The organism is Streptomyces sp. NPDC051104, from assembly GCF_040682835.1.
GTDB lineage: Bacteria > Actinomycetota > Actinomycetes > Streptomycetales > Streptomycetaceae > Streptomyces > Streptomyces cynarae.
Genome location: NZ_JBFBBS010000002.1, coordinates 26034 through 39051 on the forward strand (window position 1 = coordinate 26034; position 13018 = coordinate 39051).

General features: G+C 69.0%; 11 protein-coding genes. 4 read left to right on the forward strand and 7 right to left on the reverse strand.

Going from position 1 to position 13018, the window contains the following annotated elements; genetic code table 11:
* Positions 1 to 2: 2 nt before the first annotated feature.
* The 5 genes from AB0N14_RS04815 to AB0N14_RS04835 all read right to left on the reverse strand — a co-directional run bounded on the left by AB0N14_RS04815 (position 3) and on the right by AB0N14_RS04835 (position 4436).
* On the reverse strand, positions 3 to 1151 hold the full coding sequence (locus tag AB0N14_RS04815; RefSeq protein WP_366024287.1) for a DUF475 domain-containing protein: 1149 nt from the start codon (positions 1149 to 1151) through the stop codon (positions 3 to 5).
* A 175-nt stretch (positions 1152 to 1326) separates the two neighbouring features.
* Complete coding sequence (locus AB0N14_RS04820; protein ID WP_366024288.1) at positions 1327 to 1902, reverse strand: TerD family protein; 576 nt, start codon at positions 1900 to 1902, stop codon at positions 1327 to 1329.
* Positions 1903 to 2593: 691 nt separating this feature from the next.
* The gene (locus AB0N14_RS04825) at positions 2594 to 3169 is read right to left on the reverse strand and encodes a TerD family protein (protein ID WP_366024289.1); all 576 of its coding nucleotides are present in this window, start codon (positions 3167 to 3169) and stop codon (positions 2594 to 2596) included.
* 162 nt (positions 3170 to 3331) lie between these two features.
* Positions 3332 to 3790, reverse strand: coding sequence for a peroxiredoxin (locus AB0N14_RS04830; protein ID WP_366024290.1), 459 nt, complete (start codon positions 3788 to 3790; stop codon positions 3332 to 3334).
* A gap of 208 nt (positions 3791 to 3998) precedes the next feature.
* Positions 3999 to 4436, reverse strand: coding sequence for a DUF3052 domain-containing protein (locus AB0N14_RS04835; RefSeq protein ID WP_200417185.1), 438 nt, complete (start codon positions 4434 to 4436; stop codon positions 3999 to 4001).
* Between the two features lie 426 nt (positions 4437 to 4862).
* Here AB0N14_RS04835 and aceE point away from each other — a divergent pair, with 426 nt between their 5' ends.
* Together aceE and AB0N14_RS04845 are read left to right on the forward strand one after the other, a co-directional pair.
* Complete coding sequence (gene aceE, locus AB0N14_RS04840; protein WP_366024291.1) at positions 4863 to 7610, forward strand: pyruvate dehydrogenase (acetyl-transferring), homodimeric type; 2748 nt, start codon at positions 4863 to 4865, stop codon at positions 7608 to 7610.
* A 104-nt stretch (positions 7611 to 7714) separates the two neighbouring features.
* Positions 7715 to 8458, forward strand: coding sequence for a potassium channel family protein (locus AB0N14_RS04845; protein ID WP_366024292.1), 744 nt, complete (start codon positions 7715 to 7717; stop codon positions 8456 to 8458).
* 171 nt (positions 8459 to 8629) lie between these two features.
* Here the strand turns inward: AB0N14_RS04845 and AB0N14_RS04850 are convergent, their stop codons facing one another.
* On the reverse strand, positions 8630 to 8929 hold the full coding sequence (locus AB0N14_RS04850; RefSeq protein WP_366024293.1) for a small hydrophobic protein: 300 nt from the start codon (positions 8927 to 8929) through the stop codon (positions 8630 to 8632).
* Positions 8930 to 9122: 193 nt separating this feature from the next.
* Positions 9123 to 10739, reverse strand: coding sequence for an MFS transporter (locus AB0N14_RS04855; RefSeq protein ID WP_366024294.1), 1617 nt, complete (start codon positions 10737 to 10739; stop codon positions 9123 to 9125).
* Between the two features lie 112 nt (positions 10740 to 10851).
* On the opposite strand from AB0N14_RS04855, the gene AB0N14_RS04860 reads away from it, so the two are divergent.
* Together AB0N14_RS04860 and AB0N14_RS04865 are read left to right on the forward strand one after the other, a co-directional pair.
* Positions 10852 to 11493 carry a TetR family transcriptional regulator gene (locus tag AB0N14_RS04860; protein WP_366024295.1) on the forward strand — a complete coding sequence of 214 codons (642 nt, stop codon included), beginning with the start codon at positions 10852 to 10854 and terminating at the stop codon, positions 11491 to 11493.
* Positions 11494 to 11751: 258 nt separating this feature from the next.
* Positions 11752 to 12969, forward strand: coding sequence for an alpha/beta hydrolase (locus AB0N14_RS04865; RefSeq protein WP_366024296.1), 1218 nt, complete (start codon positions 11752 to 11754; stop codon positions 12967 to 12969).
* Positions 12970 to 13018 lie beyond the last annotated feature (49 nt).

Sequence of the window (13018 nt, forward strand, 5' to 3'; positions counted from 1 at the left end):
CATCACACCCCGGACGAGACCTCAGTCTCCTCGTCCGAGGCCGTCGCTTTTCCCTCGGCCGCGGCGAGCGCGCGGTTGCGGCGCACGGAGGACCAGAAGGACGCGGCGATCAGGACGACGCCGACGAGGCCCGTGACCACCTCGTTGATCTGGTACTGGATGGTGACCATGAGGATCACGGCGAGCGCGCCGATCGCGTAGTGGGCGCCGTGCTCCAGGTAGACGTAGTCGTCGAGGGTGCCCTGGCGGACCAGGTAGACCGTCAGCGACCGCACGTACATCGCGCCGATGCCGAGGCCGACCGCCATCAGGACGATGTCGTTGGTGATGGCGAACGCGCCGATCACGCCGTCGAAGGAGAAGGACGCGTCCAGGACCTCCAGGTAGAGGAACATGAAGAACGCGGCCTGGCCGGCCAGCATCACCGCCGAGCGCGGCTTGCCGCTGCGGGCGGCCTCTTCCTCCTCCTCGTGCTCGCGTTCCTCCTCTTCCTCGAGCTTGTCCTCGAAATAGCCGGAGAGACCGCCGACGATCATGTACGTGATCAGACCGGCGATACCGGAGATCAGGACCGTCTGCGCCTTGTCGACGTGCGCGCCGCCGTGCTGGTGGGCGTGGGCCGCGAAGGTCATGGAGGCGATCAGCAGGACGATCAGCGCGATGCAGACCGACAGCATGTCGACCTTGCCGAGCTTGGCGAGCGGCCGCTCGATCCAGCGCAGCCACTGGATGTCCCGGTCCTCGAAGATGAAGTCGAGGAAGATCATCAGCAGGAACATACCGCCGAACGCCGCGATCGCCGGGTGGGCGTCGGTGACGAGCTGCTGGTACTGGTCCTTGTCCGTCAGCGCGAGGTTGACGGCGTCTATGGGGTTCTTCTTCGCGGTGACGGCGACGATGACGACGGGGAAGACCAGTCGCATGCCGAAGACCGCGATCAGCACGCCGACCGTGAGGAAGATCTTCTGCCAGAAGGCATTCATCTTCTTCAGGATCCCGGCGTTGACCACCGCGTTGTCGAAGGACAGCGAGATCTCGAGGATGGAGAGGATCGCCACGATGCCGAAGGCGGTCCACCCCCCATAGAGGACCGCCAGGGCCAACCCGACCGCGGTGACCACGAACGACCAGCCGAAGGTTTTCAGAAGCACTGGCTACCCAATCCGTATGTGTACGGGGCTACCCGTCGCCGTACCCGGCTTTACCCAACATTGACCACAGAGTCTAGAGGGGTCTCGGTCCGGCCGGGACATGTGGTCCAGCCGGACTGGAACACCGCAGGTCCGGGAGGGCGAAGGCCTGGAGCGCACAAAGCGGAGAGCCCCTTTACGAAACGTTCACTCCGAAGTCCAGAGCGATGCCGCGCAGGCCGGACGCGTACCCCTGACCCACGGCACGGAACTTCCATTCGCCGCTGTGGCGGTAGACCTCGCCGAAGATCATGGCCGTTTCGGTGGAGGCGTCCTCGCTGAGGTCGTAGCGGGCGAGCTCCTGGCCGTCGGCCTGGTTGACGACGCGGATGAAGGCGTTGCTGACCTGGCCGAACGTCTGGCCGCGCTCGTCGGCGAGGTGGATGGAGACCGGGAAGACGATCTTGTCGCACTGGGTCGGGACCTTGGAGAGGTCCACCAGGATGGTCTCGTCGTCGCCCTCACCCTCACCGGTGAGGTTGTCGCCGGTGTGTTCGACGGAGCCGTCGGGGCTCTTGAGCTGGTTGTAGAAGACGAACCACTCGTCACCGAGGACCCGACCGCCGCTGCACAGCAGTGCGCTGGCATCGAGGTCGAAGGGGGCCCCGGTGGTGGAGCGCGCGTCCCAGCCGAGCCCGATCATCACCTGCGTGAGGTTCGGCGCGGCCTTGGACAGGGAGACGTTGCCTCCCTTGGCGAGCGTGACGCCCATGATCCTGATCCTCCCCGATACGTGGTTGCCGGGGGCGAGAACCCCCGGTGGCCGGGAGTTGGTCCCCCGGTTGCGGGGGTTCCTCCCCCGGTGGCCGGGGCCGGTGCCCCGGTGATGAGACTGCCCCCGTACTAGAGGTCGGCCCCGGTGCTAAGGCTTGGGCCCGGTACTAGGGCTTGGCCCCGGTGCTAAGGCTTGGCCCCGGTGCTAAGGCTTGGCCCCGGTACTAGGGCTCGACCCCGGTACTCGGGCTGGACCCCGGCGCTAGGACTCGGCCCCAGTACTAGGGCTCGACCCCGGTGCCAGGGCTCGACCCCGGCACTAGGACTCGACCCCGGTGCCAGGGCTCGACCCCGGCACTAGGACTCGACCCCGGTGCCAGGGCCTCGCCGTACTGATGGGGTTGGCCCCACTGATGGGTTGGCCCCGGCGATGGGGTCGACCCCGGCGATGAGGGTTTCTTCCCCCGGCTGGTCGGGGGCTCCCCCCCCCCGGTGGTCCTGGTTTCTCCCCCGGTGGCCGGAGGGGAAACCCTCGGCGGTCCGGGGCCTGGTGCCGCGTGGGCGGAGTCGTCGCAGGCCGGAGGCAGGCCGACGAGCCCGCGAGGGCACACGGCCCTCGCGGAACAGACGGCTCCCCGCACCGCCCGCGCCGGACGGTGCGGAGGAGTCCGTGGGCTGGTGCGCTCGACTCAGACGTTGACGCCGAAGTCCTGGGCGATGCCCCGCAGGCCCGAGGCGTAGCCCTGGCCGATGGCGCGGAACTTCCACTCGGCGCCATGGCGGTACAGCTCGCCGAACACCATGGCGGTCTCCGTGGACGCGTCCTCGCTCAGGTCGTACCGCGCGATCTCCTGCTGGTTGGCCTGGTTCACCACGCGGATGAACGCGTTGCGCACCTGGCCGAAGGACTGCTGACGGTTCTCGGCGTCGTAGATCGAGACCGGGAAGACGATCTTGTCGACGTCCGCCGGCACCCCCGCGAGGTTGACCTTGATCACCTCGTCGTCGCCCTCGCCCTCACCCGTGAGGTTGTCACCCGTGTGCTCCACGGAACCGTCGGGGCTCTTGAGGTTGTTGAAGAAAACGAAATGCTGGTCGCTGGCCACCTTGCCCGACGAGTTCAGCAGCAGAGCGCTGGCGTCCAGGTCGAAGTCGGTGCCGGTGGTGGTGCGGACGTCCCAGCCGAGTCCCACGAGGACCGCGGTCAGGCCGGGGGCCTCCTTGGTCAGCGATACGTTGCCGCCCTTGCTGAGGCTGACTCCCACGAGTCCCTCCATTGGTGTCCAGGGGCGGGGAGCCCCGTCGTGCGATGTACCGGATGCCGGATCAACGAGTCGATCCTAGTGACGGGTTCCCACGCCCCACAGGTCTTGGAACCGAAGTAAGCCGAAGGGCCGCGCCCCTCGGGCGGACCCTTCGACACGGGATCACAGGGTGTCGAGCGCCTTCACGTACTCGTTCAGGTCACGCGCGTCCGGCAGGCCGTTGACGACGGTCCACCGCACCACGCCCTCCTTGTCGATGATGAAGGTCCCGCGCACCGCGCAACCCTTGTCCTCGTCGAAGACGCCGTAGGCGCGCGAAATGTTGCCGTGCGGCCAGAAGTCGGACAGCAGCGGGTACTCCAGGCCCTCCTGCTCGGCGAAGACGCGCAGGGTGTGGATGGAGTCGTTGGAGACGGCGAGCAGCTGGGTGTCGTCGTTGACGAACTTCGGCAGGTTGTCGCGCAGCGCGCACAGCTCGCCGGTGCACACGCCGGTGAAGGCGAACGGGTAGAAGAGGAGCACCACGTTCTGCTGACCGCGGAAGTCGGAGAGCTTCACGGCCCTGCCGTGGTTGTCCTTGAGCTCGAAGTCGGGGGCCTTGTCGCCGACCTGGATCGCCATGGTCCTGCTTCCCTTTCGACGGGACGGTTGAGGCAGGACCACCCTACGCAGCGACCAGGGCACGCCCACGGACGGGCTGGGCGAAACCAGCCCGTCCGGCACTTGAGAACGAGGCCGTTCAGGCCGAAAGGGGGTCTGGGGGCGAGGCCGCCGGCAACGGCCACCCCGCCCGGGGGCACCACTCAGTGGCCGGCACCCCGACGGAGCGTCACCGCTTGGACTTCGCGGCCTTCGGCGTCACCAGACGCGAGCCGCTCCAGTCCTTGCCCACACTGACGCTCTTGGACGCCGACAGACCCGCCGTCGTCGCGGCTTCCGAGATGTCGCTGGGCTCCACATAGCCCGTTCGGCCGGTCTTCGGCGTGAGGAGCAGGATCGAGCCGCCTTCTTCGACGTACGTGGTGGCGTCCACCAGCGCGTCCGTCAGGTCGCCGTCCTCGTCGCGGAACCACAGCACCACGGCATCGGCAACGTCGTCGTAGTCCTCGTCCACGAGCTCGCTGCCGACAACTTCCTCGATGGCCTCGCGAAGCTCCTGGTCGACATCGTCGTCGTAGCCGATCTCCTGGACCACCTGCTCGGGCTGGAACCCCAGCCTGACGGCAGGGTTCGTCCGCTCCTCCGCGTGGTCCGCGGTCGCGCTCACGGGTTGCCTCCTGATCATGTCTTGGTGAGTATCTCAGCCACGCGCGTACGCGAAGCATTGGCCGTAGTCCACACGGGCGGGGCGGATCGCGCAAGTACCCGGCGGTTCAGACCGCCGAAACGGTGACGATCCTGGCCGTGTCGCCGCAACTCCAGGCACGGTATCGCGCCGGGAGGTGACCTACACCACACCGTTCTGCCCGGTTTGCGCATTCCGGAATCATCCGCGGGTACGAGTCCCGAATGACTTTGCGGGGCGCGTCACGGCCTGGGCGTATCGTTGCGTTTTGATCGGGCCCGCCCCTGAACATCCGGTCCGCCGCCGTGATTACCTCACGGTAGAGATGACGTTTCGCTTCCCCGAGGTACACGATGGGGACCGGTGCAGGCACAGGAAAAAGTGGCCCTCTGACAGGTAAGGAACAGCGTGGCTTCCGGATCCGATCGCAATCCGATCATCATTGGCGGCCTTCCGAGTCAGGTTCCTGACTTCGATCCCGAGGAAACCCAGGAGTGGCTCGACTCGCTCGACGCCGCCGTGGACCAGCGCGGCCGTGAGCGGGCCCGCTACCTGATGCTCCGTCTGATCGAGCGGGCCCGTGAGCGGCGCGTGGCCGTGCCCGAGATGCGCAGCACGGACTACGTCAACACCATCGCGACCAAGGACGAGCCGTTCTTCCCCGGCAACGAGGAGATCGAGCGCAAGATCCTCAACGCCACCCGGTGGAATGCCGCCGTCATGGTCTCCCGCGCCCAGCGCCCAGGCATCGGCGTCGGCGGCCACATCGCCACCTTCGCCTCCTCGGCCTCACTGTACGACGTGGGCTTCAACCACTTCTTCCGCGGCAAGGACGAGGGCGACGGCGGCGACCAGGTCTTCTTCCAGGGGCACGCCTCCCCGGGCATCTACGCCCGCGCGTACCTCCTGGACCGGCTCACCGAGCAGCACCTGGACGGCTTCCGCCAGGAGAAGTCCAAGTCCCCGTACGGCCTCTCCAGCTACCCGCACCCGCGCTCGATGCCGGACTTCTGGGAGTTCCCGACGGTCTCCATGGGCCTCGGCCCGATCGGCGCGATCTACCAGGCGCGGATGAACCGCTACATGGAGGCGCGCGGCATCGCCGACACGTCCAAGTCACACGTGTGGGCGTTCCTGGGCGACGGCGAGATGGACGAGCCCGAGTCGCTCGGACAGCTGACGATCGCCGCCCGCGAGGGCCTGGACAACCTAACCTTCGTCGTCAACTGCAACCTGCAGCGCCTGGACGGCCCGGTGCGCGGCAACGGCAAGATCATCCAGGAGCTGGAGTCGGTCTTCCGGGGCGCCGGCTGGAACGTGATCAAGCTCATCTGGGACCGCTCCTGGGACCCGCTGCTGGCCCAGGACCGGGACGGCGTGCTGGTCAACAAGATGAACACGACGCCCGACGGCCAGTTCCAGACGTACGCCACCGAGTCCGGCGCGTACATCCGTGATCACTTCTTCGGCGACGACCTGCGGCTGCGCGCGATGGTCGAGAACATGACCGACGACCAGATCCTGCACCTGGGCCGCGGCGGTCACGACCACCGCAAGATCTACGCCGCCTTCTCCGCGGCCAAGGCCCACAAGGGCCAGCCGACGGTGATCCTGGCCAAGACGATCAAGGGCTGGACGCTGGGCCCGAACTTCGAGGGCCGCAACGCCACCCACCAGATGAAGAAGCTGACGGTCCCCGACCTCAAGCACTTCCGGGACCGCCTGCACCTGCCGATCTCCGACAAGGAGCTGGAGTCCGGCCCGCCGCCGTACTACCACCCGGGCCGGGACTCGGAGGAGATCCAGTACATGCACGACATGCGCAAGGCGTGCGGCGGGTACGTCCCGACGCGCGTCGTGCGGTCGAAGCCGCTGGCGCTGCCGGACGACAAGACGTACGCGACCGTGAAGAAGGGCTCCGGTCAGCAGTCCATCGCCACGACCATGGCGTTCGTACGACTGCTGAAGGACCTCATGCGGGACAAGGAGCTCGGCAGGCGGTTCGTGCTGATCGCGCCCGACGAGTACCGCACCTTCGGCATGGACTCGTTCTTCCCGAGCGCGAAGATCTACAACCCGCTCGGTCAGCAGTACGAGGCCGTGGACCGGGACCTGCTGCTCGCGTACAAGGAGTCGCCGACCGGGCAGATGCTGCACGACGGCATCTCCGAGGCGGGCTGCACGGCGTCGCTGATCGCGGCGGGCTCGGCGTACGCCACGCACGGCGAGCCGCTCATCCCGGTGTACGTCTTCTACTCGATGTTCGGTTTCCAGCGCACCGGCGACCAGTTCTGGCAGATGGCGGACCAGCTGGCGCGCGGTTTCGTGCTGGGCGCGACCGCCGGCCGTACGACCCTGACCGGTGAGGGCCTGCAGCACGCCGACGGCCACTCGCAGCTGCTCGCCTCCACCAACCCGGCGTGCGTGGCCTACGACCCGGCGTTCGCCTTCGAGATCGCCTACATCGTGCAGGACGGTCTGCGCCGGATGTACGGCTCCTCGCCCGAGCACCCGCACGGCGAGGACGTCTTCTACTACCTCACCGTCTACAACGAGCCGATCCAGCACCCGGCCGAGCCGGCGAACGTGGACGTCGAGGGCATCCTCAAGGGCATCTACCGCTTCAGCGAGGGCACGGCGGGTAGCGTCCCGGCGCAGATCATGGCCTCGGGCGTCGCTCTGCCCTGGGCGATCGAGGCGCAGAAGCTCCTCGCCGAGGAGTGGAACGTGAAGGCCGACGTCTGGTCGGCGACCTCCTGGAACGAGCTGCGCCGCGAGGCCGTGGCGTGCGAGGAGCACAGCCTGCTCCACCCGGAGGAGGAGCAGCGCGTCCCGTACGTGACGCGGAAGCTCAGCGGTGCGGAGGGTCCGTTCGTGGCGGTGTCCGACTGGATGCGGTCGGTGCCGGACCAGATCGCGCGCTGGGTGCCGGGGACGTACCAGTCGCTGGGCGCGGACGGCTTCGGCTTCGCCGACACGCGCGGTGCGGCGCGCCGCTTCTTCCACATCGACGCGGAGTCCGTCGTCGTGGCGGTGCTCGCGGAGCTGGCGAAGGAGGGCAAGGTCGACCGCTCGGTGCTGAAGCAGGCGATCGACCGGTACCAGCTGCTGGATGTGACGGCGGCGCACCCGGGCGCGGCGGGTGGCGACGCGTGACGTCACGCTGCGCTCGGCTTGAGCGGTAGCGGTCGAAGGGCGGCGGGGCCCGGCTCCCGCCGCCCTTCGTCGTCATATGTCTTTACGTTCTTTACGATGCGGGCATGAACGAGCAGTCGGCGCAGGCCCGTTGGGAGTACCACACCCAGCGCCCCCTGCTGGCGCTGGCGGTCCTGTTCGGCGCCGCGTACGCCGTGCCGATCGTGGACAGCGGGGCGAGCCGGGCACTGGCGGCCGCTTGCGCGGTGGCGGAGTGGGTGGTGTGGGCGGCGTTCGCCGCCGACTACCTGGTGCGGCTGGCGCTGTCCGGGCAGCGGCGTGAGTTCGTACGGACGCACTGGCTGGACCTGTGCGCGGTGATCCTGCCGATGCTCCAGCCGCTCAGGCTGCTGCGGATGGTGGCCACGCTGATACTCGTGGGGCGGCGGGCGCGGATGGCCTCGCAGATCCGGCTGACTACGTATGTCGGCGGAGCGCTGATCGGGCTGCTGATGTTCGGGTCGCTGGCCGTGCTGTCGGTGGAGCGGGAGTCGCCGCGCGGGAACATCAAGACGCTGGGCGACGCCGTGTGGTGGTCGTTCACGACGATGACGACCGTGGGCTACGGGGATCACGCGCCGACCACCGGGCTGGGGCGGATGATCGCGGTCGGGCTGATGCTGTCGGGGATAGCCCTGCTGGGTGTGGTGACCGCGAACATCGCCGCGTGGTTCATCGCGCGGTTCGAGAAGGACGACGTGGAGGAGCGGCGGCAGACCGCCGCGATCGAGGCGTTGACGGAGGAGGTGCGGGCGCTTCGCGCGGAGGTCGCTTCGCTGGTGCGGGAGCGGGAGGGGCAGCGGGGTTAGCTCGGAACGTGCCCGGTGCTGGGGCCGGCCGGGGGGCGGCCCGCCACTCGGCGGTGCGACGTGCCTGCCCCTAGCTCTTCGAGCAGGGGGGACCCCCAGCGCCCACCGTGCCGCCCTGGGGGCCCCCAGGCCGTTGAGGCACTGGGGGAGGCACGACTGCCCGCAGCCTCGCTACGTCAACCCCGGTGTCCCGCCCGCCAGCCACACGATCGCCATGAGCGTGTCGATCGCTCCCAGGACCACGGCCACCAGGGCCGGCACCGAACGGTTTCCCGTCCAGGTGCGGCCCATGGCCAGCCAGCCGCAGATGACCGCGACCGGGCCCAGGATGATGCCGAGGGCGAAGAAGCCCGCGATCGCACAGATGACTCCGACGATCCCGAGCGTCGCGCGATCCGGCCCGCTCCGGGACCACATCCGGCTCCGTGAGCGGGGGTACCTGCGCGTGCCGTGTCCGAAGCCCGCCATCATCAACTCCCTGAACTCAGCCGTCGGTTCGGGCTGATGTGCGGGTACCCCCGTTTCGCGTTTCAGTCCTGCCGATGCGCTGCCCCCCTCCAGCAGCGCACCGCAGGACGTGACCCACTGTGACCCGCGGCGCGCGCCCGGCGGGAGGGATCTTGAGCGCCTTCACCCTGATGAGCGAACTTGCCCTCTGGCGGCGTCAGATGTGCGCGGTGCCCGCGCCCGCCTCCGCGTTCTCCCCGCGCTTGGTGAGCAGCGCGACCAGTACGGCCACGGCCGCGACCCCGGCCGCGACGAGGGAGGCGAGGCTCATCCCGGAGATGAACGTGTCGTGCGCGACGGAGGTGATCTTCGCGGCGAACGCCTCCGGCGTGCCCTTCGGCACCGGGGCGACGCCGACCTGCACCGCCTCGGAGGCCTGGTCCAGCTGGGCCTGGCCGAGCGGCGGGAGCCCCGCGTCCTTCCAGTTGCCGGGCAGGTCGTGATCCACCTTGGAGGCCATCACGGCGCCCAGCACCGCCGTACCGAGGCTGCCGCCGATCTGCATGGCGGCCTGCTGGAGACCGCCGGCCACACCGGACAGCTCCATGGCCGCGTTGCCGACGATGACCTCGGTGGCACCGACCATCACGGGCGCGAGACCGAGGCCCAGGAGGGCGAACCACAGCGACATGGTGGCGCTCCCCGTGCCCGCCTCGAGCGTGGACATGCCGTACATGGCGACGGCGGTGGCCGCCATGCCGCCGGCGAGCGGGAGGCGCGGGCCCAGCTTGGTGATCAGCGCGCCCGCGAGCGGGGAGCCGACGATCATCATGCCGGTGAGCGGCAGGAGGTGCAGGCCGGCGTCGATCGGGCTCATCCCGTGCACGTTCTGCAAGTAGAAGGTGACGAAGAACAGGCCGCCCATGAAGGCGATCGCCATCAGGACCATCAGGACGACACCCGCGGACAGCGGCACCGAGCGGAACAGCGACAGCGGGATCAGCGGCTCCTTCACCCTCGTCTCCCAGACGGAGAAGAGGGCGAAGCCCAGCACGGACGCTCCGATGAACAGCCAGGTCTTCCCGTCGCCCCAGCCCCACGTCGGGGCCTTGATCAGTGCCCAGACCAGGCAGAACATGGCGCCGGACAGCAGCGCGATACCGAGGACGTCGAAGGAGCGCGGCGCGTTCTCGGCGCGGTGGTCGGTCAGGATCAGCAGGCCCAGGACCAGGGCGAGGGCGCCGACCGGAACGTTGATGAAGAACACCGACTGCCAGTTGACGTGCTCGACGAGGACACCGCCGAGGATCGGGCCGCCCGCGGTGGAGGCGCCGATGACCATGCCCCAGATGCCGATCGCCATGTTCAGCTTCTCGGCCGGGAAGGTGGCCCGCAGCAGGCCGAGCGCGGCCGGCATCAGCAGCGCGCCGAACAGGCCCTGGAAGACGCGGAAGGTGACGACCGCGGCGATGCTGTGCGACAGGCCGATGGCGCCCGACGCGGCGGCGAAGCCGGTCACACCGATGAGGAAGGTCTGCCGGTGACCGAAGCGGTCGCCGAGCTTGCCCGCGGTGATCAGGGAGACCGCGAGGGCGAGGAAGTAGCCGTTGGTGATCCACTGGACATCGGCGAAGCTGGCGCCCAGGTCCTTCTGGATGGCCGGGTTGGCGATGGCCACGATGGTGCCGTCCAGGGCCACCATCATGACCCCCACGGCAACGGTGATCAGGGTGAACCACGGGTGCCCGCGCAGCCCCCTGCCCGGCGCGGGGTCCGACGGGGCTGCCGGCGCCTTGTCCCCCGGCCCTGTCGTGTCGACGGTCTGACTAGTCATGTGTTCGAGGCTAGTGACAGCCACTGACAATTGACAAACCAGTTCACAAGTCGGTAACTGTCACGCTGTCGCCGGATTGTGTGAACGGGGCAGATGAACGGAATGAGGACTGATGGAGACGGCGTCGCGGCCGGGCCTGCGTGAGCGCAAGAAGCAGCGCACCCGGGACGCGCTGTTGCGTGCCGCCCTGGAGCTGTTCACCGCCCGGGGGTACGAGGAGACGACCGTCGACGACATCGCCGAGGCCGTGGGCGTCTCGCAACGCACCTTCTTCCGGTACTTCGCCGGCAAGGAGGACGTCGTCTTCTTCGCCCAGTCCGTAGCGGAGGAGCACTTCGTCGACCTCCTGCGCGGACGGCCGCTCGACGAGGCCCCCTTGGAGGCGCTGCGGCAGGCGGTGCTGGAGGGCTGGGACGGCATCGGCGAGGCCATCGAGCGGATCGTCCCGGTGGAACTCCACATGCGCACCTACCGGTTGATCGAGTCGACGCCCTCCCTGTTCGCCACCCATCTGCGCCGCTCGGCGGAGCTGGAGGAGGAGATCGCCCGGATCATCGCCGACCGTGAGGGACTCGACGTGGACACGGACCCGCGGCCGCGTGTCGCGGTGGCCGTGTTCAGCGGAGTGATCCGGGTCACGGAGCGCCTGTGGTGCGCGGGCGGTGACACCAGCGTGGACGCGATCCGCGAGCTGACGGCCTCGCATCTCGACGCCCTCGGCCCCGCGTTGGCGGACAAGTGGCGCACGGAGTGACGACGCACGTATTCCGCAGGAACTGATTGCGTGTCGGCCCCGTGGGCGTCAAGTGAATTCCGGGCGCGCCCGGGGGCTGCGGTGGCCGGGCGGGTGACCTCTCCGTGACAGCCTGTGTCAAGTGACGTGCGCCTCATCGACTTAGCGTGACGATCGAATGCAAGGCCTACCCTTTTTGCCCTAATTGGCATATGAGAACCGTGAGACGCGTCACTCGGTTAACGCGAGACTCTCTCGTTCTCCTAGTGTGTCCTCCCAGTGACTTCCTTCGACACCTCCCCGCAACTCAACGTCTGGCGCGCACTGCTCGCGCTGGCCGTGGTCTTCGTGATGCTCGCGACGACCGGCTGGACCGCCGTGCGCAGCCACCGTGGCGCGACGCCCCTCGAGGCGTCGCGTTCTGCGTGGGAGCACGGCACGATAGCCGGGCACGGGCTGCCGGACCCTGGTGACTCCCCGGCCCACCTCGCCCGCTTCTTCTCCTCGCTCGGCGCCCACCAGCGCTCCGGGCTCGCCCACCGTTACCCGCTCGCGGTCGGCAACATGAACGGGGCGCCGGTGGGCCTGCGTTACGAGGCCAACCGCATCGCCCTCGACCAGCAGCGGAGGGTCGAGCGCGCCCGGATGCACGACGACCGGCTGTCGTCGGTGGGCCAGCAGGAGGCGGGCCGCCTCATGCACCGCTTCGAGGCGCTGATGCAGAAGGGCCGGCAGATCCTCGCCTTCGACCCGGACGGTTCGGGCCGCATCGCGGAGGTCTTCGGCGACCTGGACTCCGCCCGCCGGGTCTCGGTCGTCGTGCCCGGCGTCGACACCGACCTGCTCACCTTCCAGCGCACCGTCCGCAAGTACTCCGCCCCGGTCGGCATGGCCCAGTCGCTGTACACGGCGGAGCGTGCGGCGAGCCCCGGGACCCGTACGGCCGTGATCGCCTGGGCCGACTACACCTCGCCCAGCGGCCTCGGCATGGAGGCGGCGACCGCGATGCGCGCCGAGCAGGGCGCCGTCCGGCTGAACGCCCTGCTGCGCGCCCTGCCCGGCCGCTCGTCCGTCCAGCTGTACTGCCACAGCTACGGCTCGGTGCTGTGCGGGATCGCCGCGCGCACGCTGCCCGCACGGGTGTCCGACATAACGGTGGCGGGCAGCCCCGGCATGCGCACCGAGTCGGCCACCGGGCTGCACACCACGGCCCGGGTGTGGGCCATGCGGGACGCCGACGACTGGATCCAGGACGTGCCGTACCTGGAGGTCGGGGGCCTCGGCCACGGCGCCGACCCGGTCTCCCGTGGCTTCGGCGCGAGGGTGCTGTCCGCACAGGGGGCGGAGGGGCACGCCGGCTACTTCGCGCCGGGCACCGAGAGCCTGCGCAACTTCGCCGAGATCGGCGTCGGGGCGTACGACGCGGTGCACTGCGCACACGACGGTGACGCGTGCCGGGCGGATCTGCCCGGCACGGCGCCGGTCGGACGCGCGTAGAAGACCAGGAATTGCGGTCTGCTCGGGGAGCGACGGAGGAGCGCGTGCC

What these genes read in the sequence shown, in the direction of transcription:
- AB0N14_RS04855 (WP_366024294.1), bottom strand. Translation starts at nt 10,739, where the DNA reads ATGACTAGTCAGACCGTCGACACGACAGGGCCGGGGGACAAGGCGCCG.
- AB0N14_RS04830 (WP_366024290.1), bottom strand. Translation starts at nt 3,790, where the DNA reads ATGGCGATCCAGGTCGGCGACAAGGCCCCCGACTTCGAGCTCAAGGAC.
- AB0N14_RS04850 (WP_366024293.1), bottom strand. Translation starts at nt 8,929, where the DNA reads ATGATGGCGGGCTTCGGACACGGCACGCGCAGGTACCCCCGCTCACGG.
- AB0N14_RS04820 (WP_366024288.1), bottom strand. Translation starts at nt 1,902, where the DNA reads ATGGGCGTCACGCTCGCCAAGGGAGGCAACGTCTCCCTGTCCAAGGCC.
- AB0N14_RS04845 (WP_366024292.1), top strand. Translation starts at nt 7,715, where the DNA reads ATGAACGAGCAGTCGGCGCAGGCCCGTTGGGAGTACCACACCCAGCGC.
- AB0N14_RS04860 (WP_366024295.1), top strand. Translation starts at nt 10,852, where the DNA reads ATGGAGACGGCGTCGCGGCCGGGCCTGCGTGAGCGCAAGAAGCAGCGC.